A 26,059-nucleotide genomic window follows, 5' to 3' on the forward strand; every position below is an offset into this window, starting at 1 on the left:
ATTAAGGTTATCCCATGTCTGCCGATACCATCGCCCGCACCGCCTTTAAACAAGGCACCAAACCCCTTTACGACTACGACAAACATTGGGCAAGCTGCTACGAGCCTGCGCCTTATTTGCCGATGAGCCGCAAAGAGATGGATGAGCTTGGCTGGGATGCCTGTGACGTCATCATTATCTCGGGCGATGCTTATGTCGATCATCCAAGCTTTGGTATGGCGATTATCGGGCGCTTACTAGAATCACAAGGTTTCCGCGTCGGTATCATTGCTCAGCCAGATTGGAAAAGTAAAGATGCCTTTATGGAACTTGGCAAACCTGTCTACGCTTATGGCGTGACGGCGGGCAACATGGACAGCATGATTAACCGTTATACGGCTGATCGTAAGATCCGTAGTGATGACGCTTATTCGCCGGGTAACGTCGCGGACAAACGTCCTGACCGCGCGGCTATCGTCTATAGTCAGCGCTGCCGTGAAGCCTATCCTGATGTGCCAATTATCTTAGGCGGCATCGAAGGCAGCCTACGCCGTATCGCGCATTATGATTATTGGTCAGATAAAGTACGCCGTAGTATTTTGCTTGATGCCCGTGCTGATGTTTTATTGTATGGTAATGCTGAGCGTGCCATCGTCGATGTGGTACATGGTCTATCAAAAGGCTATAGCTTTGAGCAAATGAGCAATTTGCGCGGTACAGCTTACTTGCTCACGCCGACGCGCCGTCATTGGCAAGCAGGCATGACCGAAGTTGCCAGTAATGATGTCGATACCGTTGGTCGTGTTGATCCGATCATCAACCCTTATGTGATGACCGAAGATCTTGACCAATGCTCAATCGAACAAGATAAGCCTAGCGCCTCTCCTGTTGGACAATCAATGTCAGGAATGTCAGGGCAATATCCAGGATTTGTATCTGAGCCAGTGACCAATAAAATCTTGAATACTGACCAAGTCGATGAAGAGACGCAAGTCGTACAAATGCGTGGCTTTACTAAACCGATGACAGCACGTAAGCATAAAATTAAAATGCCACCGCGTGAGAAAACCGTCATTCGTCTGCCTGATTATGAGCATGTCAAATCTGACCCTGTGCTTTATGCTCATGCTAGCCGTATCTTGCATCTTGAGACCAATCCGGGTAATGCACGCGCATTGGTACAGCGTCATAGCAGTGGCGCCGGTAACTCACATACCTCTATCGATGTGTGGCTCAATCCGCCACCGATTCCTTTATCGACGGAAGAGATGGATTACGTGTTTGACTTGCCATACGCTCGCCTGCCGCATCCAAGTTATGGCGATGCGCGTATCCCTGCTTATGACATGATTAAGTTTTCGGTCAACATTATGCGTGGGTGTTTTGGCGGTTGTACTTTTTGCTCTATCACCGAGCACGAAGGACGCATTATCCAAAATCGCTCAGAAGAATCTATCCTACGTGAAGTCGAAGCGATTCGTGATACTGCGCCGAACTTTACGGGCGTTATCTCTGATCTTGGTGGTCCAACTGCCAATATGTATCGTCTAAACTGTAAAGACGAAACTATTGAGAAAAATTGCCGTAAACCGTCTTGCGTTTATCCTGATATTTGTGAAAATCTGATTACCGATCACAGTAATTTGACACAGTTGTATCGTAAAGCGCGCGATATCAAAGGCGTAAAGAAAATCCTTATTGCCTCTGGTCTACGTTATGATTTGGCGATTAAAGATCCTGAATATGTCAAAGAATTGGTCAGCCATCATGTCGGTGGTTATCTCAAAATTGCCCCTGAGCATTCAGAAGAAAACGTTTTATCAAAAATGATGAAACCGGGTATGGGTAATTATGACAAATTTAAAGCCATGTTTGAGCAATACAGCCAAGAAGCGGGCAAAGAGCAGTATTTGATTCCTTACTTTATCGCCGCCCATCCGGGTACCAAAGATGAAGATATGATGAATCTTGCGCTATGGTTAAAAGGCAATGGCTACCGCGCTGACCAAGTACAAGCGTTTTACCCAAGCCCAATGGCGACTGCGACCACCATGTATCATACCCATAAAGACCCACTGCATAAAATCAGCCGTGACGAAGGTGATATGGATATCGTCAAATCAGGTAAGCAGCGCAAATTGCACAAAGCTTTCTTACGCTATCATGATCCAAAAAACTGGGTAATGCTGCGTAAAGCCCTGCAAGATATGGGGCGCGGTGATTTGATTGGTAAAAATCGCGGCTGCTTAATCCCGCCATTTAATGCAAGCTTAGAAGGTCGTGATGCGGTGCAAGACAGCTATCAATCAGCGCGTAAGAAAAACAGCCGTCTGGGTAATGACTCGGTGAAACGTAGTAATAAATCAGCTGACAGCTGGTCAAATAAAGGTACTGCGGGCAAAAACACTGGCGGCAAAAAGAATGTGAGTAAAGGCAACTTCCAAACTCAGCATACGGGTCTACCACCGCGTAAAACCAAGTAATCAAATCATTATTAATCTGCTGTCATACAGTGGATCAATAATATCTATTGGCTAATACCTAATTAGATAAGCGCCTATCAGCCACACGTTGATAGGCGCTTTTTTATTTGATCTTGAAGTTGATTATGCTGCTTGCTGAAAATAAGCAAATCAGAAATTCATTAAGCACCCTTAAATCAATCGTTACAGTAAACAGTGTTTAAGTAACCAAGTGAACACGTAAAAAACAATTTCTAACATTTTTTAAGAAGCGTTTTCGTTACTATATGCGACATATGCTTAACGCATAGTTAATAACAAATACACGATGACTTTTATACTTTTGGAGAAGACTATGAATACCCTAACCAAACTGGCAACCGCTCTACCTGCGCTTGCCTTACTAAGCGCTTGTGCCACTACCGCTCCTACGACAGCAAATACCCCTGCTTCAGAAAGCGTGACCGATGTCGCTTATGATCGTATGGCACCAGCCCCTTATACTTGCACTGATAATAGTACTATCATGGCGAAACAGTCTATCAATAAAAAACAAACCATGCTAAACGCCACCTTGCCTAAAGTGAAATGGGCAGAGCAACCGCTTATCTTAAACAGTATTGTACAAGGTGATGTCGCAAGCTATGTCAACGACTCAAACCCAGAAGCCACCTATGCATGGCATATGAAAGGCGACAAAGGTATCTTCGCTATGAAATGGGCAAATGGTAAAGAATACCAAGTAAACTGCCAAGTAGGTAGATAGTTATTTCGGTTTAATCATTCATTTATAATGATAAATGTATAATTATTAGACTGAGCATTACTATAAACAGTCATCGAAAGATGGCTGTTTTTTTGTGCCTCCTCTGTTAAACGGTTTATAGAAAACTCGTCTTCTTATCTGACTTGCTAGAATAAGAAATCGCTAGAGTGAAAAGAATCCTTTTTTGCATTTCGCTAGAGAAGCGCATAGAAAGCTGTCAAAATAGCGCCTCTATCAAAACATCTCATGACTTATCATAAAGAGGATACCTCGATGCCAAAGCGTCTTATAACTATGCTCATCATTACGACTGCCAGTATGTGGGCGCTTTCAGGCTGCGATAATAATGCGGATACTATGGCTAAAAAAACGGATACATCGGTATCGACGACGGATTCAGCGGTAGCAAATACGATAGATTGGTCAGTCATGAATAGCGGCGAAAAGCCAGCCGATCTTGCTAACTATCAATATCCGTTTGCGCTTGATAGCCAAAATGTCCGCGATTATGCAGAGTATTTCAAAGTCGATAACGCTACGGCTCAGCATAATCTGACGATAAGCATGGCAAGTAACGAAGCGCTATCAAAAGCCTTGGATCAGCTCAGTGAAAGCTATGTCTCACATGAGCTGACTGATAATAAAGACATGAAGCTAATTATTCATACTACGCCCGATGTCGCTGCCAGCAGCTATGATTATGTGTTGGCTGGGGAATTTGCAAAAGGGTTGGTATTGCCTATCGTGATACAGCCAGATGGTAAAGAAGGTGATGTAAAAGGGCATGGAGAGGTGGCGGAGTAGAAGTTAATAGCGTGTGTTTTAGTTCATATGACACACGCTACTCAAAAATATTAAGTCTGACGATATGGATTGTTGGAAAGTTCAATCTTTACATTTGTATCGCAAAGTAGCTTAGCTAGATAAGGCTGATATTGAGTAGCTGCTGGGGCAATATAGATTTTATCAAGATGTGACTTTACTTCTGATTCATATTCAACGTATAGAAACCTACCAAACTCCATCTTTACTTTTTTATCATCAAGTGAAGTCATATAAACCATACGACACTCTTGTTCTTCTTGAAATGCTGAATGTTTGATAAGATATTTTAGAGGTAAAAGAATTTCATTTAATAAAATTTTTATTTTGCCTGATAAACTTGGATTTTTTTCCTCAATCTTAGTTAATTCTTCTGCAATAGCTTTATAAGCACTTTTAAGGTCTATAAAAGCCCTTCTGAAATCTTCCGTCTTTTTATCAATAAAGCTCTGATATTCCTTCCACTCGTGTTTAGCTTTACTTATCTGTTCACTTCCTAATTGCACAATTTCATCATTAAATTCTCGAAAAAACGTTAGTCGATTGCGCTGAGCTAAATGAATGTAATCAGAAGTAGGATCAAGATAAACACATCTCACTACTGGCTGCTTTTTTATTTTGCTTATAGCTTGTATATTATTTTCACCAGATTCATCATCAACATTCTTTTGAACAGAAGTTGTACTGATTTCCTTTGTATTGTCTTCAAATGCTACGTAAGACAATCCTACAGTAGAATTATGTTTTTGAAAAAAGCCTTTATTAAACACCAAGCTAATTCCGGAGGCTTCCTTATTATCTTGTTTACCGTATAGCCTGAACTGGTTAAGACTATCGTGATTAAAGGTAAAACAACTAATAAAAGCATGTAAATCTTCATCAAATTGAGAATTATATGATAATCCCTCTTTGATCCCTTTTAGATAATTCAAAAGCAGTTTGCCTTCACTAGGATCATTTACGTTATTTATAGTGTTAAGACGGAATGAGCTTGGTTGTTCTTTTCCTTTTTCTATATCTAGTAATTTATTTGTTGTATCTGTACCAGTATAGTGAGCTAGTTTACGTTCTACAGGCTTATTGTCAGTTACTCTATGGCTAAAATCCACTTTGAGTATTTCAATAATCTCAGTAGTATGAGTGAATAGTAGTAATAAATATTTTCCAATATCAGTAGAGGAAGTCTTAAGCAATCTACAGATTTTTTCTAGACATCGCTTTTCATATTGATATCCGTTTACGATTTTTTTAAGTGCATTCTCAGCTCTATTAATATCTTGATACTGCGTATTTTCCAACGATACTGTGCAAATATTGTATTGAGCACTATTGAATGCGTCTAAGGATTGTTCAGCTTCTATCTTCCCCCATATATCTAAAGCATCTTTAGTATGCCCTTTACGATTTAGACCAACGCCAATATTATACTGTGCAAATGTGTATGCCTCAGGGTAATCATCTTTTTCTACATTACTCCATGCTCGAATAGCATCGTCCTCGTTACCCTCTTTAAAGAGTTGAGAAGCTAAATTGGATTGTGCTTTAGCATATGCTTCTGGGCTACCATTCCTCTTTACCTTATTCCAAGCTTTTTTTGCTTCCCCAAATTCATATAAATCACTTTTTATAGCACCAATATTATATTGTGCTCTAGAATATATCTCTGAAGAGTCTGCTTCTATTTCCGACCATATCTTTAGAGCTTCTTCAGTTTTGTCTTGTTCTTCATAAACAGCAGCAATATTATATTGTGCTTTTTTATAATGTTCTCTATTGTCCTGAGGCTTAATTAATTTACTGACTCTAACAGCTTCATCAAGCAATCCATGCTTATAGAATATTTCAGCCAGCTTTCTCTGAGCAAGTGAAAATTGCTCGTCACTATCACTTTTACGTGTAACCTTTTGCAACTCCTCAATCTGCTTCCGAGTCACTTCATCTAAATTTTCGTAGCTATCCATGCTCATTTTTTTCACTCCCCAACCAACGACAAAAACTCTTCCTCACCCACTACTTTAACGCCCAGTTTTTCAGCTTTCGCCATCTTCGATCCAGCTTTATCACCTGCCAGCAGTGCAGTCGTTTTTGCCGAGATGCTACCTGATACTTTGGCACCGAGCGCTTGTAGCTTGGCTTTGGCTTCATCGCGAGCCATGCTATCGAGCGCGCCAGTAATCACCCATGTTTGACCATCGAGCGGCAATCCTTCTGACGCTACCTGCTCGACCTTATCCCAATGCACGCCAGCTTCTCGCAATGCCGTGATGACTTCGATATTATGTGGTGCGCGGAAGAATTTATAAGCAAGTTCAGCGGTGATCGCACCGACGTCAGGCGTTTGCAGTAGCTTTTCGATATCAGCAGCCATTAGGCTATCTAAGTCGCCAAATTGCTGCGCCAAATTCTGTGCTGTCGTCTCACCGACACCGCGAATACCCAGCGCATAGATAAAGCGCGCCAATGTCGTCTGCTTACTGGCTTCGATAGCGCTGAGGATATTTTGAACAGATTTTTTGCCCAGTTTCTCAAGCGTAATCAGCTCCTCTTGATGATTGTGCAACTGATAGATATCGGCAACGGTCTTCACCAAGCCGTGCTCAAAAAAGCTAATCAGCCAACTTGCGCCTAAGCCATCGATATCCATCGCCCGACGCGAGACAAAGTGAATGAGCGCCTCGACCTGCTGCGCGGGACAATATAGCCCACCAGTGCAACGCGCCAACGCTTCATCTTTGGGCAGCACCACAGGCGAGTCGCATACTGGGCAGGTCGACGGTAGCTGTACCGGTTCAGAGTTTTCTGGACGTTGATCTGTCCAAACACGGGTCACTTTAGGTATCACATCCCCTGCACGGTGGACGCTCACCATATCGCCTGCACGCACATCTAAGCGCTGAATCTCACCAAAGTTATGCAGCGTGACATTGCTGACCGTGACGCCGCCGACTTTAACAGGTTCGAGCTTACCGACGGGTGTAATCGCGCCAGTGCGTCCGACTTGCCACTCGATAGCATGCAAGCGTGTCATGACAGTTTCGGCAGGAAATTTATAAGCAGTTGCCCAGCGCGGCTCACGCGATAGAAAGCCAAGCTGCTGCTGCAACGCCAAGCTATTGACCTTGATGACCATGCCATCAATCTCAAACGGCAGCTCGCCACGTGTCTCCTTTACCGATTCATAATAAACTTGAGCCTCGCGTGGATTTTGTGCCACCTCAACTGCACTGACGGTAAAGCCAATGGTTTTTAGCCAAGCAAGCGCTGCTGATTGGGTTTTGATATGCTCAGGTAACCCTTGATTGACTGAATAACAGTAAAATGCGAGCGGACGGCTGGCGGCTATACTTGGGTCAAGCTGACGTAAACTCCCAGCAGCAGCATTGCGTGGATTGGCAAAAGTCTTTTCTTCTTTTTCGGCTGCTAAGCGATTGAGGCGCTCAAATCCCGCCTTGGGCATGAGCACTTCACCGCGCACTTCTAACAGCGGAATATCAATGGCATCAGCAAGCCAAAGCGGCAAGTTACGGATAGTTTTGGCGTTTTGGGTAATATCCTCGCCCGTTTGTCCATCACCGCGTGTCACCGCTTGGACAAACTTACCATAAGCATATTTGAGCGATACCGCCAAACCATCCAGCTTTAGCTCCATCTCATACTCTGGGCTTTGCTGAGCGACGCTTAAGCGGTCATTAACGCGGCGCATAAAATCACGCAAATCATCATATTCAAAAACGTTACCAAGCGATAGCATAGGGATATCGTGGGTCACTTGCGTAAATGCCGATAGCGGCATATCGCCGACTTGATTGATTGGGCTGTCTGGCTGTACCAAATCGGGATATTGTTCTTCAAGCTCCAATAAAGAGCGACGCAACTGATCGTATTCGCTGTCTTCTAAGATGGGATTGTCGAGCACATAATAGGCATAATTGTGCTGCTTGAGGGCATCAATAAACGTGCGCATTTGAGCCACGATAGCATCTTCGTTTGCTGCAGATTTTGCAGTATTGATGTCTTTAGAGGTAAGCGGTGCGATAGGGTCAGTCATAGTCGGCGTCTTTTTTTTGCAATTCAAGATGTCGATATGATAACAAGTTTGCAAGATACTCGGATAAACTTTTAATGAAAATGAATGGCTAGGAAAAGTAAAAAGGCAAACAACGTTATCGCTATTTGCCTTTTTTAGTACTGATACTATTTATCGATTTTAATCAACTTTGGTAGCGATCAACCTTCATAATCGCGGACTTGGTTGCGTAGCTGTTGCTTGTATTCAGGCGTGATTGGGTCGTTCTCTTCATCTAGCATCACAGCGTCCAAATCGCTTGCCATCATATAAGCAATACTCATCATACTATCGAAACTGCGCAGCGCTTGCGGATGCGGCAACGATAAGAAAACTACCACACCGTTATAGTTATTGGTCGCCACGCTATGCGGATCAAAAGGCGCGATACCACTATCGGTGATGCCCATCATGCTAAACCAGAGCATACCGGTGCCGTCTTTTTGCTCATAGCGATGGAACATATTCATCGCGCCATAACGCAGACCATATTTATCGATCAATGCCAATAAATCACGACCGCGAATCAACGCTGCTGGACGGTCACGATATTGGTGCGGCAAGATGGTGATATTGATATTGTCTTTGGCATTGATAAGTGGTGCATTTTGCGTATCATCGACCGGCTCTGATAAATGCTGATCAAGTATCGGGCTATTATCATTGAAACTTGGCTCTTCTGCCGTATCAATAGATGGCATCAGGCTGTCAGTTGCCGATACCAAGCTTGAAAACGCATCAGGCTCTTGTTCGATATTCATTTGCTCAGCAGCAGAGGTAAATTCGCTATTATCGTTATGCTGCTCCGCCTGCCAGCGCGCATAATCTTCATCATTTACTTGGCTATAGCTATCGTTTACATCGCTACTGACATTATCGTATCCAGACATCAACTGTACATCGTCTTGCTGACGCGCTTGACTCAAAGGTGCATCTTCAACGACTGCATTCAGATAACTGCGGTCAGGCGTGATACTGGTTTCGCCAGCGATCGTGTCGTCTAAATCTGGCTGGTCGACGATATTGCGCTCATGACGCGGTATGATAGGAATACCGTTTTTATCATAATTGACCGCGGCAGCTTCTGCATTTTTGCGACGCTTAAAGCTACGCATGACCATAATTAGCCCAGCAAGCACAATCAATGCAGCAATGGCGATCAATATAAACTGAATAGCGGTCATGAGAAATAATCCTAATCTACGACAAAAGAGAATACATAAGAGGGAATAAATGGCAATAGTCTAGCATGGCTAATTAACATCGTCACCATATAGTCATCGTTTACCGTGAGGCTGACACACTTGCGTGACCTTCTGCCCTGACCCCTAACTATACCACTGACAATCGCTGTCAGTTATCACTATTTTTGCTATTCAGCAATATAAAGTGCTGCTTCATCGAGCGATACGCTGACCAAGGTAGAAATCCCTGCGCTTGGCATGGTAACACCTTTTAATTCATCAGCAATTTGCATGGTTAATTTATTATGGCTAATAAAGATAAACTGCAAATCGTCTGCTAATTCATGAATGAGACTGGTAAAACGAGCGACGTTGGCATCATCAAGCGGCGCATCAACCTCATCAAGCACACAAAATGGTGCAGGATGCTGCTTAAATATCGCAAAAATTAAGCTCAGCGCGGTCAGGGTTTTTTCACCGCCTGAGAGTACGGCTAATCGACTATTACGCTTACCTTTCGGCTGTGCCATCAAAGTCAGCCCCGCCCGCCACTGTTCTGATTTTGGCGCATTAGCAGACATATCCTCAGTATTTAGGGTTAAGCTTGCTTGCCCGCCGCCAAAGACTTTGGCAAATAAGTTAGCAAGCTCATTATTGACCGCATCAAGTGTCTGCATAAATAATGTCTTGGTCGTTTCATCAATCGAGGCAATTGCTTCAGTCAATGTCTGCATACTGGCAGCAATATCTGCGGTCTGCTGCGCCAGTGGCTCTAAACGTTCATTAACCTCAGCTAATTCTGCCACCGCGGCGAGATTAACTGCGCCAATTTTGCTTAATTGCTGCTCAAGCTTGTTACGCTCAGTCTCAAGCTCAGCAATTTTGTCTGGACGCACACGGCGATCATGAGCGATAAAATCTGCCAATAAGTTTGAGACACTCATCACTTGTTGCTGATGCTGTGGCTGCTGAGATATATCCGACTGCGCTTTATATTTATGACTCGCATTAGAGTACGCATCTAGCGCTTCTTGCGTATGGCTGCTAGCATCCTCTAACCTCGCCGCGCTTAGTGCCAGCTCAGTGGCGAGGCGAGCAAGCTCACTTTGTTGAGTTTGCAATTTATGTTGCAGGGTATCTAGCTCGACCTGCTGCTGATTATACTCTTGCTTAAGTGCCGTTAATGCTGTCTCGCGCCCTGTTAATAATGCTTGCTGCTCATCGCGCGCCTTTTGCACTGTTTGCAATGCTGCTTGCAATGCTGGCAGCTTACTTTGCTGCTGTTCATAATTTGTCTGTAAAATTTTCTCGCTTTGCAGTGACTTATCGTGTTGCTCGGTCACACGCCCAAGGCTGCTAGCACTATGTTCTACACGTATCTCGCTCTGCTGGATACGCAGCTGCAATGCTTGCCAATCATCATCGTCTGCCTGACGGGTGCGACTTAACTCACTGCGCTCAGCTTGTAATTGCTGCGTTGTCGCTCGAGCATCGGTGATTTGTGGCGTTAGCGCCGCTATTTCGCTTTGGATGTTCTGTAGCTCATTATTAAGCGTTTGTTGCTCTTGCTCTAGCTCTTGTTGCTCTTGCTCAAGGGATATTTTATCAGCGCTTAAGCGTTGGCTGTCCGCTTGTAGACGCTCAGCATTAGCGCGTTGAGTAGTGAGCTGCTGCTGATACTTATACTGGTCACGGGTCAATTGCTCAGCTTGCGCACGGGTTTCTTCTAAGCTAACCGTTAGTGCATCATAGTTACGCTGGTTATTAGCAATAGCCTTTTGCTGATTTTGGATTTTGGCTTCAAATTCATCAAGCAACTCTTCTAACACTTGCAGACGGCTGCGCTGCTGTAAACGCTGAGTTAAAAATTGACTATTGCTATCGTTTTGACCATTTTGCGCGCCAGCAAACCTGCTTAGATTAATCGTCCCCTGACGACTAATGAGCCAGCCATCAGACGTTAGCAAAATGGCTGATGATGGCAATACTTTTAAAATATCAGTGAGAGTATCAAGAGTCTGCTGATTATTTGTCTCAGGTTGCGCAATATATAAATAGCATTGCTGCCAAAGCGCTAAGTTCGGCGCGCTAATCAGCTCTGATAGAGGTAGTACTTTATCACTTAGAGTATCTGGCAATTTACTGATAAATGGTTTTGTATTTGCCTCATTTTGCTTTGTAGATAACCATAAGCTGTGACTAGTTTCTACTAGTAACTTCTCTTTCGTACTACTATGCGCATTTTGCGCAGTCCGATAAGTAAATAAAGCTGTTAAGTCCTGCTTAAGCGCTTGCCATAAGCTGTGTGGTTTCTCAGAATCATCGCTCGCGTTATCAATGCTTGGCTGCATGGTTTGATTGCAAACCAATACATGACTATCCAACCACAACGCCAATACGCTATCGAGTAATTGCGCATGTTGTTTGCCTTTCTCGCTTAGCTCAATCTGCTCGCGCAAGGTGATAATGGTCAATTGGTTATAGTCGCTGACTATTTCGCTTTCTAAATCACCTTTAACATCGGCAGTTTTTGCATGAACAAGCGGTTGCGATTTTGGAATAGGTTTAGGATGTAATATTTGATGTAAAGTATCGTACTCACTTGCCAATATGGCATGACGTTTTTCAAATTCACTTAACTCGCGCTGCTGCATGTTTAAACGCTGCTGTAAATCATGCGCTTGCGGTTGTAGCTCTGACAGACGTTCATCAACGCTATCTTGTTGACGCTCAATCTGTTGCAGCTGTTTATTTAGCTCAGTCACTTGCGTATCTAATGTGTGCTGTAAATTGTTCGCCTCAGCCGGCTCTTGCTCGTCAGCACTATTATTTAAAGATACAGACTGTTGTAATTGCTGCCAGAGATTTTGCCAATTTTGTTGGCGGCGCTGCCATTTATCATGATTTTGCTGCTGCCGTTTTTGCGCTTGGCTATTAATCGCTTGCTGCTGCTCAAGAGTACGCGCAGTATCTTGCAGGCGTGACAGCTGATTTTGCGCGTCATGGTAGGCGCGCTGCAACGGTTGCTCGTTGCGTTTATGCGTGTCACGTTTATGCGTTAATTCAATAAGCTTCGGACGCAATAATTCTAGCACCTTCTGCTGCTCAGCTTCATCAGATTTTAAGCGCTCAATCTCATCGACTGCTTGCTGACGCTGCTGCTCTAAACTGGCAAGTTGCTGCTCAATGGTGGTCAGCTGTGACTTTGCATCACTGAGCTGGTGCTCTGCTTGTTGGTAGCTTAGCTGCTGTTGATAATGGTTGCTTTGGGCATCGTCTTTGAGCCATTGCTCCTGATTGATATATGCCGCAAGCTTATCTTGTTTGGCTTTTAGAGTCTCATAGTCGGCTTGTAAGGTTGCAACCTCAGTGGCACTACGCTCATGAGCGATTTTCTGCTGCTGCTGATTATGTTTGGCTTGATATAATTGTTGAGTGGCAAGTTGTTGTTTAATATCAGCAAGCGTTAACGCCAGCTCTTCATAACGCTCAGCACTGGCGGCTTGCTTAGACAAGCGCTTTTGTTGGCTGACCAGCTCGCTTTGCATATCGTGCAGACGTGCCAAATTGTCTTTAGTTTTTTCTAACTTCTTTTGCGTTTCTTCACGGCGGGCTTGATAGCGCGAAACCCCTGCCGCCTCTTCGATAAATTCACGTAGCTGCAGTGGGCTAGATTCAACAATACGCCCAATCATACCCTGCTCGATGACAGCATAACTGCGCGCGCCAAGACCCGTACCCAAGAATACATCGACCACATCACGACGACGGCAGCGCGTGCCATTGATAAAATAATCTGAGCGCCCTTCCAAATTTACCTGACGGCGAACGGATAACTCTTGATATAAATTAAACTCATGGCGAATACCCGTCTGCTCGTCTTGCGTATGCTCAAAAGTCAGCTCAACGCTGGCGGCACTTTTGGCGGCTTTATCTTGCGTACCAGCAAAGATAACGTCACTCATCGCCCCGCCGCGTAATTGCTTGGCAGAGGTCTCACCCAGCACCCAGCGAATGGCATCGATGACGTTGGATTTGCCGCAGCCATTTGGCCCGACAATGGCGGTGATGCCATGGCGGAAGGTAAAAGTGGTAGGATTGGCAAAGGATTTAAAGCCTGCCAGCTTGAGAGATTTTAGACGCATGAATAATCAGTAAATATGGCGAAAACAGGCGGCTATTCTACCTCAAATTGTGCTAAATTTTTAGGGTTTATGAGGGACGCTATAATATGGCTTAAAGTCAATATCATTAATTTAAACACTAAAAATCAAGAGAATTAAAATGACTAACTATAATCCGCAAGAATTGCAGCAAAAATATGAGCAATGGTGCGAACTATACCGCCAGCAGCTCAAAGCGCAACAGCAGTTTTTGCAAGCTGAAGCATTGCTAAACGAGTTAAAAGATTACTATCTTAATCCACAATGGATGGCGGATCGTGAAGCGGATCTGCCCATTGAGCATTCGGGTAAAGAGCACTCTATATTTAGTGAAGATGCGCTATGGAGTATGCTCAGCGACCATGATGAGCTAGCAAGAAAGTGGATGCGTTTAGGGCTAGATGCGATTGATAGGAAGTAAAACCTAAATTACCCCGATCCCACTTAACAATAACTGTCCACCCGCAAATAACAATAATATGCCAAAGGCACGCTTAAGCGTGAGCGCAGGTAATACATGGGCAAGTTTGGCACCGACCTTTGCCATCGCAAAGCTAGCAACGGAAATACATAAGAATCCTGTGATATGGACAAAGCCTATCGTACCTTCGGGCAGATTAACCACATCTTGACCAAACCACGCAAACCCTGCTGCGCCAGCCAATGCAATAGGTAAACCACAAGCGGCAGACGTACCGACCGATTGCTTCATCGGTAGCCCTGCCCAGTTTAAAAATGGCACGGTCAAGCTACCGCCGCCAATCCCAAAAATAGAGGACGCCATACCAATGCCCGTACCCGCGCCAAACTGCACACCAACCGACGGTAATGGTTTGCCCAACTGCTCTTTATTGGAGAAGAAGAACATCTTTAAAGCGACCAATAAAGCACCGACACCGATAATCGCTTGCAATACCTTACCGTCAATCATATCGGCAATGCCTGCCCCAACCAGACTGCCGATGACCAAGCCCAACGCCATCTTGCGCCATACTTCCCATCGTACACCGCCGCGCTTATTGTGGGCTGTCATTGAGCTGATTGAGGTTACAACAATAGTTGCAAGTGAGGTACCAATAGCTAAATGCGTGATTACTTCAGGAGGAAAATTATAAGCCGCAAAAATCCAGACCAATGCTGGTACGATAATCATACCGCCACCGACGCCAAACAAGCCGGCGCTGACGCCAGCAAACGCCCCTGCAATCACAAACCATACATATAACATCATCGAATTAGCCTTTTATCCTGCTTCTTTTTACTAGATTACTTTATCTTTTCAGCACTTACTTATCATACGCTTAATTGCATTTGCCAAATCGTATACTGACCTTTATCCTATCTACTCTGTATTGAATATTTGTGACCATCGCTCAGTATATCAAAAAATTCTCTTGCCACATTTATCACCTTTGCTCTATTAACCAAAGCGAAAAAACGTATGCTGCCACTCGACTCTTTATCTGACTGCGACTCTAAGTCTCACCTGCTTACTCATTTGCCAGAGCTTAACCATCGGCACCTATTTAGCAGCATCTCGACCAACAGCGAGCTTATCATAGCGGTACAGGATGGCACGCTCAATGCCCATGAAATGCATTTACTGACTGCCGAAACCCAAAGCGCAGGTCGTGGACAACATGGGCGTTCATGGCAATCACCACGTGGCAATGTTTATCTATCGTTATACTATCCAGTACATATGCCGATTAGCGGTTTATTATCGTTAATAATCGGTATTGAGCTGGCAAAAATGCCTGTTATTCAAACATTAAATGCACAACTAGCTAACCAAGGTTTAACACCTATAGGGGTAAAATGGGCGAATGATTTGGGTTTTTATCAATCTTTCTCTGTAACGGATGAAGCCGTATCAAGCACGAAAATTATTCAATTTAGCAAACTGGCTGGTATATTAATTGAGCCAGTTACCCAAGCGGGCAAATTGGTCGGCGTGGTGATGGGAGTTGGTCTTAATGTACAAGCAACTCCCAAGCTTACTGCCCAAACCTGCGAAGGTATGAGCTATCAAGCCATTAGCTTACAAGATATCGAGCAGCTGCTAGCGCCAGATAAACCAGCAAGTACGCTGCCAAGTATACGAGAGCTTTATCAACAAATGAGCAAAGCATTAATGGCAGCAATGACACGCTTTGAGCATTTAGGGTTAGAAAAACCAACTGGTCAAACCTATAATTTAGACAGCTTTTTGCAGCAATTTGACTCAATGGATGCACTAGCAGGATGGCGCTTACGTATTAGCCAAGAGCACAACGGTCAAACAGAGATCCTCACTGGCTATGCTTGCGGTATTGATACACATGGATGTTTGCAATTACGCCAAGATAACGGTAATATTTCTGCGCTTTTTACCGGACGCATCGACGTTATTGATAACGCTTAAAGCATTTACTGAATGCGCTCTATCTAAAGGGAATTTTATGCTCTGGCTTGATCTCGGCAACACCCGCCTTAAATACTGGCTGACTGATGATATCGGACAGATAGTCTCACATGATGCCAAGCAACATTTGCAAGCACCTGCCGAATTACTCATGGGTTTGACCGACCGCTTTGAGCGTTATGCCCCTGACTTTATCGGTATCTCATCGGTGCTCGGCGATGATCTTAATGTCAAAGTTTCAGAAACGCTCAGTCGCCTTAATATCCCGTTTGAATTTGTCCACGTCGATGCCAATTATCCGCTGATGAAAAGCACTTATAATGATGAGCAGCTCGGCTGTGATCGCTGGCTACAAATGCTCGGCGCAGTGGATAGAACCAAACGTCAATGTGTGATAGGTTGTGGTACGGCGGTGACCATTGATTTGATTGACCATGCTGAGCATTTAGGCGGTTATATTTTCCCTAGTATTTATCTTCAGCGCGAGTCGCTATTTTCTGGTACCAAGCAAATCACCATCTCTAACGGTACTTTTGATAGCGTCAGTCAGGGCACCACCACGCAAGATGCGGTCCATCGTGGGATATTATTGTCCATCGTTGGTGCTATTAACGAGATTAGCACACGTCATCCCAACTTTGAAGTGATCATGACTGGCGGTGATGCAGCTATTATCGCCCAACACGTCAACCGCCCAGTGCGCCTGCGTGACGATTTATTATTAAATGGTCTTGCGCGCTATTTTGATCATAGTAAACAGGCATGATAACTGAAAAAATTTTATAAGCTAGAAATTAAAAAAGCAGGACGCTTAAAACGTCCTGCTTTTTTATGTCTATTTGATTTGAGACCAATATAGAGTGCTAAAGGGATGAGCTATTCGCAGACTCTGTCACGCCTGCGAACAGCACGCAAGAAAAATTTAGCTCATTAGCACGAGGATATTAATGTATCCATTTTATTTTGAACTTAATATCTAATGAACACTCAATAATTCTTACTTAGTCTCGTTAAACAATTCACGACCGACTAGCATACGGCGAATCTCACTGGTACCCGCGCCAATCTCATAAAGCTTGGCATCGCGCCAGTAACGACCGAGTGGATACTCGTTGGTATAGCCATTACCACCAAAGATTTGAATGCCCTCACCTGCCATCCAAGTGGCTTTTTCGGCACACCATAAAATCACACTGGCGCAGTCTTTACGCACTTCACGGCTATGACCGGCACCGCGTTGATCTAGCATATCGAGATTTTTACCAACGGTATATAAGAAGCTGCGCCCTGCTTGCAAGATGGTATACATATCAGCAACTTTACCTTGGATTAACTGAAACTCACCGATGGCTTGACCGAACTGCTTACGGTCATGGATATAAGGGACGACGTTATCCATCACCGCCTGCATGATGCCAATAGGACCTGCGGCTAATACCGCGCGCTCATAATCAAGACCGCTCATTAAAACTTTAACGCCTTCGTTTAAGCCGCCTAAGATATTCTCTTTAGGTACTTCAACATTATTAAAGGTCATTTCACCAGTATGACTACCGCGCATACCTAGTTTGTCGAGCTTCTGTGCCGTACCAAAGCCTTCCATGCCTTTTTCAACGATAAAAGCCGTCATGCCTTTAGCACCCAGCTCAGGATTGGTTTTGGCATAAACCACCATCACATCAGCATCAGGACCATTGGTAATCCACATTTTGCTACCATTTAGCACATAATGACCGTCTTTTTCTTCGGCTTTTAGCTTCATGCTGACCACATCTGAGCCTGCACCGGTTTCACTCATGGCTAGTGCGCCTATGAATTCACCACTGATGAGTTTTGGCAGATATTTTTGTTTTTGTGCTTCACTGCCGTTACGTTTGAGCTGATTGATACACAGATTAGAATGTGCACCATAGCTAAGTGCCACAGAGGCAGAAGCACGGCTAATCTCTTCCATCGCGACCATATGCGCGACATAACCCATGTCAGAGCCACCATACTCTTCAGGAACGGTGATGCCATGTAGACCAATATCACCCATCTTTTGCCACAAATCCATTGGGAACTCATCGCTACTGTCAATCTCAGCAGCACGTGGGGCTATTTCATTAGCCGCAAACTGTTGTACCATATCACGTAAGGCATCGATATCTTCGCCAAGCTGAAAATTCAATCCAGGTAAACTCATAACCATTCCTTGTATTTTGATGTTTAATTTTTTACTAGCGCTGTGTCAATTTAAAAATAGATGATATAGCTGGGACAAATTTTCCTCGCTTGCTGTGCGACTTCGTCACTCCAGAGGCTTCAAAAAATTTGTCCCAGCCATAAACCTATCTATCTATTCATTTAGCTTATGACTAACTATATTCTTAATGAAATTAGTTAAGACTGATGTTTGTTAATTAAAGCACGTGCCACGTTTGAGCCATTAGGACGACCTAAAAACTCACTGATACGCTCACCAGCCACGACCAATTTATCCAAATCAATGCCAGTACTGATACCCATACCATGCAGCATATAGACGACGTCTTCGGTGGCGACATTGCCCGTTGCGCCTTTGGCATACGGACAGCCGCCAAGTCCAGCGACTGAAGTATCAAATTCACTGACGCCCATTTGTAGTGCCGCTAATGTGTTGCTGAGCGCTTGACCATAGGTATCATGGAAATGCCCCGATAACATGCTGATATCAGCATATTCAAGTGTAGCCTGTAACGCACGCTGTACTTTGAGCGGCGTACCAACACCAATGGTATCAGCAATGCCAATCTGCTCTGAGCCAATCTCAACCAAGCGCTTAGTCACGTAAGCTACTTGGCTTGGGTCGATCTCGCCTTCATAAGGGCAGCCGACAGTACAAGAGATAACGCCGCGCACCTTGATTCCTTGCGCTTTAGCCGCAGCGGCAACGGGCGCGAAACGCTCAATACTTTCATCGATACTACAGTTAATATTCTTTTGGCTAAAGGTTTCGCTTGCTGAGCCAAAGATAACAATCTCATCAGGACGATGCACGATAGCATTTTCAAAACCACGCATGTTCGGCACCAACACCGAATAGCTCACATCACTGTGACGTGTCGCTGCAAGTGCCTCTAACAGCGTGCTATTGTCGCCCATTTGCGGTACCCATTTAGGCGATACAAAGCTAGTAGCCTCAAGCTTTTTAACCCCTGCGGCAATCAAATCGTTGATAAGCCTTTGCTTAACCGCAGTCGGTACCGTCATTGATTCATTTTGTAGCCCATCACGTGGGCTAACATCAACGATGGTGACGTGTTTTGGGTACGAGATACTCATACAGATTGTCCTTTTTACTGATTCTCTTGGCTATCAATACGCAGCAGCTCACCACCATCAGCAACCAAGTCACCTGCGGCGAATAATAATTCTACAACCACGCCATCTGTCGGTGCCGTAATAGTATGTTCGATTTTCATCGCTTCAATGACAGCCAATGGCTCGCCTTTTTTCACCGTATCACCGACGGCAACTTTGAAGGCCACGACTTGCCCTGGCATTGGCGACTTTAAGCTACCGACCGCCGCATTCTCTTCGCCGACGTGCGCCATGATATCAACAAGGGTGATTTCATCACGCCCGTTATCAGTAAAGACATAGACGGTCTCATGGTTTGTCCAGCTTTGGGCGTTGATACGAGCACCATCTAACCATAGAGTATGATTGTGTGCGTCAATACTGCTATAGCTGACTTGAGCTTCATAGACAGTTTCTGTCTGGGCAGCTACATTAGCGTTGCTATTATCTTGAGTCTTAGCAACTTCTTTCCCAATAACTAGCGTAAAGCTACTGAGGTTATCGCTGCCCTTTTTGTTATCTGAACAATTTGCATTGCGCCAGTTGCTAATACGAGCATTATAAGATTGCTCATTATAAACTAAGCTAAACGAGCGCGTATAATCGCTAAAGGCACGGAAACCCGTAGGCTTGCTAAACGGATCTGACCCTTGCGTTTTCGCTTCACTAGCAAGCTGCTGCGCAATAGCAGTAACCGTAAGCGTCGATAATTCAAGCGGATGCTGATCAAACAGCTGCTCACGCTCACGTTCAATCAACGCGGTATCAAGATTGGCTTGGCTAAACGATTCCGTATTAAGAATATAGCGCAAAAATGCGACGTTATTTGGCAGACCGACGATGCGCGTTTGAGCGAGTGCACGATCGAGCTTGGCTAATGCTTGCTCGCGAGTAGGTGCATGAACGATAAGCTTTGCAATCATAGAGTCATAAAACGGGCTAATGACATCGCCTTCGCGTACACCGTCATCGATACGCACATCAGTGCTGTTCTTATTAATGACAAAGGTACTGTGGTCAGGTTTTTGATAAGTAAATAAAGTGCCCGTTGCTGGCAGAAACCCATTATCAGGATTTTCAGCACAAATACGTGCTTCAATCGCATGACCGTTGATAGTCAGCTCGTCCTGTTTTTTCGGCAATGGCAAACCTGCCGCGACCAATAGCTGCCATTCGACCAAGTCGACGCCAGAGATAGCTTCACTGACCGGATGCTCAACTTGCAGACGGGTATTCATTTCCATAAAATAAAAGTTCATCGAACCTTCGCGCTGCTCAACGATGAACTCAACCGTACCTGCGCCAAAATAATTGACCGCACGAGCGGCTTCGATTGCCGCTGTTCCCATCGCTTCACGCATCTCTGCATCAACACCCGGTGCCGGCGCTTCTTCTAATACTTTTTGATGGCGACGCTGTACCGAGCAATCTCGCTCAAACAGATGGACATAATTACCATGCGTATCACCGAATACTTGGATTTCTATATGGCGAGGTTTCAATGCGTATTTTTCGACCAATACTTGATCGTTACCGAAACTGGTAATCGCTTCACGGCGACAAGATTCTAATAAATCAATAAAGTCACTGGACTGCTCAACGATACGCATACCTTTACCACCACCACCAGCACTGGCTTTAATCAGTACAGGATAGCCAATGCTATCGGCTTGCTGCTGCAAAAATTGCGCATCTTGATTTTCACCATGGTAGCCGGGTATTAGTGGCACGCCAGCCGCTTCCATCAAACGTTTGGACTCAGATTTTCCGCCCATGGCACGGATAGCGTCCGCAGATGGCCCGATAAAGACCAAACCTGCATCTTGACAAGCTTGAGCAAAATCTGCGTTTTCACTTAAAAATCCATAACCTGGGTGAATCGCTTGTGCGCCAGTCTCTTTGGCAATGGCAATGATAGCATCGCCTTTTAGGTAGCTGTCTTTAGGAGCCGAACCACCTAGATATACGGCTTCATCACAGACAGCCACATGCTTAGCCTCACAGTCAGCATCAGAATAAACCGCAACGGTACTTACACCCAAACGCTTGGCAGTGGCGGCAACTCGGCAAGCGATTTCACCACGGTTGGCGATCAAAATTTTAGAAAACATAACTATCCCTGTATCTTGTCGTTTTATCGTTGATAAATAATCAAACGGTAGGATGATATTCACGTATGACCGTTTACGCTAAATTTATTCTGTTATTCATTGGCAATTTAGCGCATATATTTTTTATTTCTATTCTTTATTGCTACTCTGCTGCTAGCCAATCAGGTTGGCGCTTCTGTAAAAATGCTTGCACCCCTTCCTTACCCTGCTCTGATGAACGAATATCAGCGATGCCTTTGACCGTATCGGCGATTAGTTCATCGGTAATCGGTGCGCCCGCGACTTCATGCAATAAGCGCTTGCAGGTTTTGACGGCCTCAGGGCTGTTTTTAACCACTTTGACGCAGAACGCAGCAACCGCTTCATCCAGCCATTCTTCACTAACGCGCTCATGGATAAAACCAAGCTGACGGGCTTTTTTGCTATCAAATACTTCCGCACTGAGAAAATAACGCTGTGAGGCTCTGGCACCTAAAGCTCTAATCACATAAGGGCTAATGGTTGCTGGTGCTAAGCCCAGACGCACTTCGCTAAGACAAAAATTGGCAATTCTTACAGCGATAGCTACATCACAGACAGCAACCAAACCCATGCCGCCTGCATAAACATCCCCTTGTACCGCCGCTATCGTTGCTTTTGGGCACTCATAAATGGTCTTGAGCATTTGTGCCAATTTGTCCGCATCCGCTAGATTTTCCTCATAGCTATAATCCGCCATGGCGCGCATCCAATTCAAATCGGCACCCGCACAGAACGCTTTGCCTACAGCCGCTAAAACGATAACGCGTACTTGCTCATCATCGCTAAGCGTCTTGAAAGCATGGGTCAACTCAGCAATCATTTCATCATTAAAGGCGTTACGTATCTGAGGGCGATTCAAGGTTACTGTTGCAATATGCTGCTCAACGTTAACCAATAGACTTTTATAATGATTCAAATTTTGTTGCATATCTTTCTCTATATTTTATGTATTGATGAGCGCTAAATGACTGGCGATATACCTTTCAATGCTACATTCTAAAGACACCAAAGTTTGTCTCTTCAATCGGCGCGTTATGGGCCGCGCTAAGGGCTAATGCCAACACATTACGGGTATCAGCAGGGTCAATCACGCCATCATCCCATAGACGAGCGGTGGCATAATAAGGATGACCTTGCTCTTCGTACATTTCACGAATCGGCGCTTTAAATGCCGCTTCGTCTTCATCACTCCATGCTTCGCCTTTACGGTCAAAATTATCACGCTTGACGGTTGCCAATACTGAGGCTGCTTGCTCACCGCCCATCACAGAAATGCGTGCATTTGGCCACATCCATAAGAAGCGCGGACTATACGCACGTCCACACATACCGTAGTTACCCGCACCGAATGAGCCACCAACAATAACGGTGAATTTTGGTACTTTAGCATTCGCTACCGCCATCACCATCTTGGCGCCATGACGGGCAATACCTTCGTTCTCATACTTACGCCCGACCATAAAGCCGGTGATGTTTTGTAGGAATATCAAAGGAATTTTGCGTTTACAGCACAGCTCGATAAAGTGCGTGCCTTTTTGTGCAGATTCACTAAATAAGATGCCATTATTGGCAATAATGCCAACTGGCATACCTTCGATATGAGCAAAACCACATACTAACGTCGTGCCAAAGCGCGCCTTAAATTCATCAAAGGCACTGTCATCGACGATACGAGTGATAATTTCTCTAATATCAAATGGCTTACGCTTATCAGTTGGAATGACGCCGTATAGTTCTTTAGCATCATAGCGCGGTGGACGTGGTTTTATTTGATTTGGAATCTGTTTAGCAGAACGGTTTAAGTGGCTAACGATATTACGCGCGATTGATAACGCATGAGTATCGTTTTGTGCCAAATGATCGACCACCCCCGACAGACGGGTATGTACATCGCCGCCGCCCAAATCTTCTGCTGTGACTTCTTCACCTGTTGCGGCTTTGACCAGTGGCGGACCACCTAAAAAGATAGTTCCTTGTTCTTTAACAATGATAGATTCATCACTCATCGCTGGCACGTATGCCCCGCCAGCGGTGCAGCTACCCATAACCACTGCAATCTGTGGAATGCCAGCAGCACTCATATTGGCCTGATTAAAAAAGATACGGCCAAAGTGCTCTTTATCAGGGAATACTTCATCCTGATTGGGCAAGTTTGCACCGCCAGAATCGACTAAGTAGACACAAGGCAAGTTGTTTTCTTGGGCAATTTCTTGGGCACGTAGATGTTTTTTGACCGTCATTGGATAATAAGTACCACCCTTTACCGTGGCATCATTACAGACAATCATACACTCGATGCCATTGATACGACCGATACCAGCAATCACGCCCGCCGCTGGAATATCTTCGCCATACATATCGTGCGCTGCCATCGGAGCTACTTCTAAAAATGGCGTACCAACATCAAGCAAACGCTCGACACGCTCACGAGGTAATAGCTTACCACGTGCTAAATGCTTGGCGCGCGCACGCTCTGATCCACCTTGGGCGACTTTACGCAGATGCTGATATAAGTCATCGACGACCTCTTGCATGGCGGCACTATTTTGCTGAAATTCAGCGGCATTTGGACTCAGTTTACTGGTTATGATAGCGCTCATGATATCCCTTTTCTTTAATGCGTAAATGCGAGTAGCTTTTTATGCGATTTTTTTTAACTACTGGTTATTTTAGTCTTTACCAATATGAGTTATTAGTAAAACAAGAAGTAAAACGGCTCAATTTTTATAAACCTAACTCTTCTTTCATCTGCTCAATAATTTTATATTTCTGAATTTTACCAGTGATGGTCATTGGGTATTCGGTCACAAAGCGATAATAGGCTGGCACTTTATAATGAGCAATATGCTCACTACAGAATTGACGTACTTCTTCTTCCGTTAAGCTGCCAGCTTCTTTAGGTATAATCCAAGCAGCCAATACTTCACCATACTTTTCATCAGGAACGCCAACAATTTGCACATCACGGATTTTAGGATGACGATATAGATAATTTTCGATTTCAACCGGATAGATGTTTTCACCGCCGCGGATGACCATATCTTTACTACGACCGACAATTTTGACATAGCCATCTTCATCCATGGTCGCCAAGTCACCGGTGTGCATCCAGCCATCTTGAATGGCTTCACGCGTTTTAAAGCGACTGCCCCAATAGCCTTTCATCACCGAATAACCACGGGTGAGCAACTCGCCAGTTTCGCCTAAGGGCACAATATCACCAGTTTCAGTATCGATGACTTTGACTTCAAGCGCTGGCTGCACGAGTCCCACGGTCGAGACTTGCTTATCAAGTGGCGTATGCTCATTAGTCTGACAAGAAACTGGACTGGTCTCGGTCATGCCATAAGCAATGGTAACCTCTTTCATGTGCATCTCATCGATGACGCGGCGCATGATCTCAATCGGACAACTAGAGCCTGCCATAATGCCAGTACGCAAGGTCGATAAGTCGAAATTTTTAAATTCAGGGTGATCAAGCTCAGCGATAAACATCGTCGGTACGCCATGTAGACCCGTACATTTTTCATCTTCTACGGCTTTTAAGACCGATAATGGTTCGAAGCCATCATTTGGATAAACGATACAACCGCCATGAGTAAGAATAGCTAAATTACCAAGCACCATACCAAAGCAATGATATAAAGGCACTGGAATACACAGTCTATCTTCTTCAGTGAAATTCATCGCTTCACCGATGAAATAGCCGTTATTTAATATATTACGATGGCTTAAAGTTGCGCCTTTCGGTGTGCCCGTTGTACCACTGGTAAACTGTACGTTAATGGCATCAGTATTTTTAAGCTGAGCTTGACGCTCGGCGATACGCGGATCATTGGCATCACCTTCTGCCATCCATGCAGAAAACTTCTGCATAAACCCAAACTCTTCATCGCTGTTTGGTTCATCAATCCAAATGATGCGCTCAATCGTTGGAATCTCGACCAAATCTAGCTGAGTGTAGTTTTTGTGGTAAATCTCAGGACACATCTCACGGATTAAACTGGCATAGTCACTACTTTTAAAATGGCGCATGAGCACCAATGCCGAGCAGCCCAATTTATTTAGCGCATATTGCAGCTCAAAAACACGATAAGCAGGGTTGATATTGACTAAAATGATGCCAACCTTGGCAGTTGCCAATTGCATCAAAAGCCATTCAGCATTGTTGTGCGACCAGATGCCGATACGATCACCAATCTCAAGCCCCATCTCAATCATGCTGCTCGCTAACTGATTGACTTGCTGTTGCAACTCACGATATGTCCAGCGAATATTTTGATGGCAGACGACCAGCGCTTCGCGTTCAGGATATTTGGAGACGATAGCATCAAAGAAATCACCGATGGTCGCTTCAATCAGCGGCACATCAGGACCTTTATCATAGCTTTGAGTCAATGGCGCATTTGCCGAACGTGCGCCCATATTGATAGAGGGGATATTATTTAGAATGGTATCAAAATGGATATTTTGAGTCATAACGAGTCCTTTCGTTTTACTTTTTATAATACTTATTAGTCGCCTGCCACCCATTCATTCTTCCTTGAACAGGTCTCGACTAGCGTTAGCTACTATACCGCCTTAAATCGAATGCTGTCAATAATAGTAATACAATATGTATCATTTAATTAGAACCTAATGGTAATGATTTATTGAAGATAGCATAAAAATATGGCAGATATTTGACACAAAAAAGCCAGTCACGCTATGTATAGGTGGCTGGCTTTTTTTTAGCACTAAATTTTAGAGTATCTTCAATT

Annotated in this window: 17 protein-coding genes; 6 read left to right on the forward strand and 11 right to left on the reverse strand. The window is 44.4% G+C overall.

The window, feature by feature from the left end; all coding sequences use genetic code 11:
* Positions 1-14 precede the first annotated feature (14 nt).
* The 3 genes from JMX75_RS02665 to JMX75_RS02675 all read left to right on the forward strand — a co-directional run bounded on the left by JMX75_RS02665 (position 15) and on the right by JMX75_RS02675 (position 4,011).
* A complete protein-coding gene (locus JMX75_RS02665) occupies positions 15-2,462 on the forward strand; it encodes a YgiQ family radical SAM protein (RefSeq protein WP_201530826.1) in 2,448 nt (815 codons plus the stop codon).
* 334 nt (positions 2,463-2,796) lie between these two features.
* Positions 2,797-3,207: a hypothetical protein gene (locus tag JMX75_RS02670; RefSeq protein ID WP_133103771.1), complete on the forward strand. Its 411-nt coding sequence runs from the start codon at positions 2,797-2,799 to the stop codon at positions 3,205-3,207.
* Positions 3,208-3,480: 273 nt separating this feature from the next.
* Positions 3,481-4,011 (forward strand): hypothetical protein, encoded by a 531-nt coding sequence (locus tag JMX75_RS02675; protein WP_133103772.1) that lies wholly within the window; start codon positions 3,481-3,483, stop codon positions 4,009-4,011.
* A gap of 50 nt (positions 4,012-4,061) precedes the next feature.
* On the opposite strand, the gene JMX75_RS02680 is transcribed toward JMX75_RS02675, so the two are convergent.
* From JMX75_RS02680 to JMX75_RS02695, 4 genes are all read right to left on the reverse strand, one after another.
* Positions 4,062-5,996, reverse strand: coding sequence for a tetratricopeptide repeat protein (locus JMX75_RS02680; protein WP_201530828.1), 1,935 nt, complete (start codon positions 5,994-5,996; stop codon positions 4,062-4,064).
* Positions 5,997-6,001: 5 nt separating this feature from the next.
* Positions 6,002-8,077 (reverse strand): NAD-dependent DNA ligase LigA, encoded by a 2,076-nt coding sequence (gene ligA, locus JMX75_RS02685; protein ID WP_201530829.1) that lies wholly within the window; start codon positions 8,075-8,077, stop codon positions 6,002-6,004.
* 179 nt (positions 8,078-8,256) lie between these two features.
* On the reverse strand, positions 8,257-9,279 hold the full coding sequence (locus tag JMX75_RS02690) for a cell division protein ZipA C-terminal FtsZ-binding domain-containing protein (protein ID WP_149408849.1): 1,023 nt from the start codon (positions 9,277-9,279) through the stop codon (positions 8,257-8,259).
* Between the two features lie 188 nt (positions 9,280-9,467).
* A complete protein-coding gene (locus JMX75_RS02695) occupies positions 9,468-13,424 on the reverse strand; it encodes an AAA family ATPase (RefSeq protein WP_201530831.1) in 3,957 nt (1,318 codons plus the stop codon).
* Positions 13,425-13,563: 139 nt separating this feature from the next.
* On the opposite strand from JMX75_RS02695, the gene JMX75_RS02700 reads away from it, so the two are divergent.
* Entirely contained in the window at positions 13,564-13,863 is a 300-nt protein-coding gene (locus JMX75_RS02700; RefSeq protein ID WP_201530833.1) for a DUF4298 domain-containing protein, read from the forward strand.
* 3 nt (positions 13,864-13,866) lie between these two features.
* Here JMX75_RS02700 and JMX75_RS02705 read toward each other — a convergent pair whose 3' ends face one another.
* Positions 13,867-14,670, reverse strand: a complete 804-nt coding sequence (locus tag JMX75_RS02705) for a sulfite exporter TauE/SafE family protein (protein WP_201530911.1) — start codon at positions 14,668-14,670, stop codon at positions 13,867-13,869.
* Positions 14,671-14,883: 213 nt separating this feature from the next.
* Between JMX75_RS02705 and JMX75_RS02710 the strand changes: the two genes are divergently transcribed.
* Entirely contained in the window at positions 14,884-15,846 is a 963-nt protein-coding gene (locus tag JMX75_RS02710) for a biotin--[acetyl-CoA-carboxylase] ligase (protein ID WP_201530835.1), read from the forward strand.
* A gap of 37 nt (positions 15,847-15,883) precedes the next feature.
* Positions 15,884-16,612: a pantothenate kinase gene (locus tag JMX75_RS02715; RefSeq protein ID WP_201530837.1), complete on the forward strand. Its 729-nt coding sequence runs from the start codon at positions 15,884-15,886 to the stop codon at positions 16,610-16,612.
* Positions 16,613-16,843: 231 nt separating this feature from the next.
* On the opposite strand, the gene JMX75_RS02720 is transcribed toward JMX75_RS02715, so the two are convergent.
* The 6 genes from JMX75_RS02720 to JMX75_RS02745 form a co-directional block, all read right to left on the reverse strand.
* Positions 16,844-18,031, reverse strand: a complete 1,188-nt coding sequence (locus JMX75_RS02720; protein WP_133103779.1) for an isovaleryl-CoA dehydrogenase — start codon at positions 18,029-18,031, stop codon at positions 16,844-16,846.
* Between the two features lie 197 nt (positions 18,032-18,228).
* Positions 18,229-19,149, reverse strand: coding sequence for a hydroxymethylglutaryl-CoA lyase (locus tag JMX75_RS02725; RefSeq protein WP_265088665.1), 921 nt, complete (start codon positions 19,147-19,149; stop codon positions 18,229-18,231).
* Between the two features lie 14 nt (positions 19,150-19,163).
* Positions 19,164-21,278 carry an acetyl/propionyl/methylcrotonyl-CoA carboxylase subunit alpha gene (locus JMX75_RS02730; RefSeq protein ID WP_201530839.1) on the reverse strand — a complete coding sequence of 705 codons (2,115 nt, stop codon included), beginning with the start codon at positions 21,276-21,278 and terminating at the stop codon, positions 19,164-19,166.
* A gap of 142 nt (positions 21,279-21,420) precedes the next feature.
* Positions 21,421-22,227, reverse strand: a complete 807-nt coding sequence (locus tag JMX75_RS02735) for an enoyl-CoA hydratase/isomerase family protein (RefSeq protein WP_201530841.1) — start codon at positions 22,225-22,227, stop codon at positions 21,421-21,423.
* A gap of 61 nt (positions 22,228-22,288) precedes the next feature.
* Complete coding sequence (locus JMX75_RS02740; protein ID WP_201530843.1) at positions 22,289-23,899, reverse strand: carboxyl transferase domain-containing protein; 1,611 nt, start codon at positions 23,897-23,899, stop codon at positions 22,289-22,291.
* A gap of 124 nt (positions 23,900-24,023) precedes the next feature.
* Positions 24,024-25,778: an AMP-binding protein gene (locus JMX75_RS02745; RefSeq protein WP_201530844.1), complete on the reverse strand. Its 1,755-nt coding sequence runs from the start codon at positions 25,776-25,778 to the stop codon at positions 24,024-24,026.
* Positions 25,779-26,059: the final 281 nt, after the last annotated feature.

The sequence above is a fragment of the Psychrobacter sp. LFX-11D genome (genome assembly GCF_904846475.1).
Lineage (GTDB): Bacteria > Pseudomonadota > Gammaproteobacteria > Pseudomonadales > Moraxellaceae > Psychrobacter > Psychrobacter cryohalolentis.

What these genes read in the sequence shown, in the direction of transcription:
- JMX75_RS02665 (WP_201530826.1), top strand. Translation starts at nt 15, where the DNA reads ATGTCTGCCGATACCATCGCCCGCACCGCCTTTAAACAAGGCACCAAA.
- JMX75_RS02670 (WP_133103771.1), top strand. Translation starts at nt 2,797, where the DNA reads ATGAATACCCTAACCAAACTGGCAACCGCTCTACCTGCGCTTGCCTTA.
- JMX75_RS02675 (WP_133103772.1), top strand. Translation starts at nt 3,481, where the DNA reads ATGCCAAAGCGTCTTATAACTATGCTCATCATTACGACTGCCAGTATG.
- JMX75_RS02680 (WP_201530828.1), bottom strand. Translation starts at nt 5,996, where the DNA reads ATGAGCATGGATAGCTACGAAAATTTAGATGAAGTGACTCGGAAGCAG.
- ligA (WP_201530829.1), bottom strand. Translation starts at nt 8,077, where the DNA reads ATGACTGACCCTATCGCACCGCTTACCTCTAAAGACATCAATACTGCA.
- JMX75_RS02690 (WP_149408849.1), bottom strand. Translation starts at nt 9,279, where the DNA reads ATGACCGCTATTCAGTTTATATTGATCGCCATTGCTGCATTGATTGTG.
- JMX75_RS02695 (WP_201530831.1), bottom strand. Translation starts at nt 13,424, where the DNA reads ATGCGTCTAAAATCTCTCAAGCTGGCAGGCTTTAAATCCTTTGCCAAT.
- JMX75_RS02700 (WP_201530833.1), top strand. Translation starts at nt 13,564, where the DNA reads ATGACTAACTATAATCCGCAAGAATTGCAGCAAAAATATGAGCAATGG.
- JMX75_RS02705 (WP_201530911.1), bottom strand. Translation starts at nt 14,670, where the DNA reads ATGTTATATGTATGGTTTGTGATTGCAGGGGCGTTTGCTGGCGTCAGC.
- JMX75_RS02710 (WP_201530835.1), top strand. Translation starts at nt 14,884, where the DNA reads ATGCTGCCACTCGACTCTTTATCTGACTGCGACTCTAAGTCTCACCTG.
- JMX75_RS02715 (WP_201530837.1), top strand. Translation starts at nt 15,884, where the DNA reads ATGCTCTGGCTTGATCTCGGCAACACCCGCCTTAAATACTGGCTGACT.
- JMX75_RS02720 (WP_133103779.1), bottom strand. Translation starts at nt 18,031, where the DNA reads ATGAGTTTACCTGGATTGAATTTTCAGCTTGGCGAAGATATCGATGCC.
- JMX75_RS02725 (WP_265088665.1), bottom strand. Translation starts at nt 19,149, where the DNA reads ATGAGTATCTCGTACCCAAAACACGTCACCATCGTTGATGTTAGCCCA.
- JMX75_RS02730 (WP_201530839.1), bottom strand. Translation starts at nt 21,278, where the DNA reads ATGTTTTCTAAAATTTTGATCGCCAACCGTGGTGAAATCGCTTGCCGA.
- JMX75_RS02735 (WP_201530841.1), bottom strand. Translation starts at nt 22,227, where the DNA reads ATGCAACAAAATTTGAATCATTATAAAAGTCTATTGGTTAACGTTGAG.
- JMX75_RS02740 (WP_201530843.1), bottom strand. Translation starts at nt 23,899, where the DNA reads ATGAGCGCTATCATAACCAGTAAACTGAGTCCAAATGCCGCTGAATTT.
- JMX75_RS02745 (WP_201530844.1), bottom strand. Translation starts at nt 25,778, where the DNA reads ATGACTCAAAATATCCATTTTGATACCATTCTAAATAATATCCCCTCT.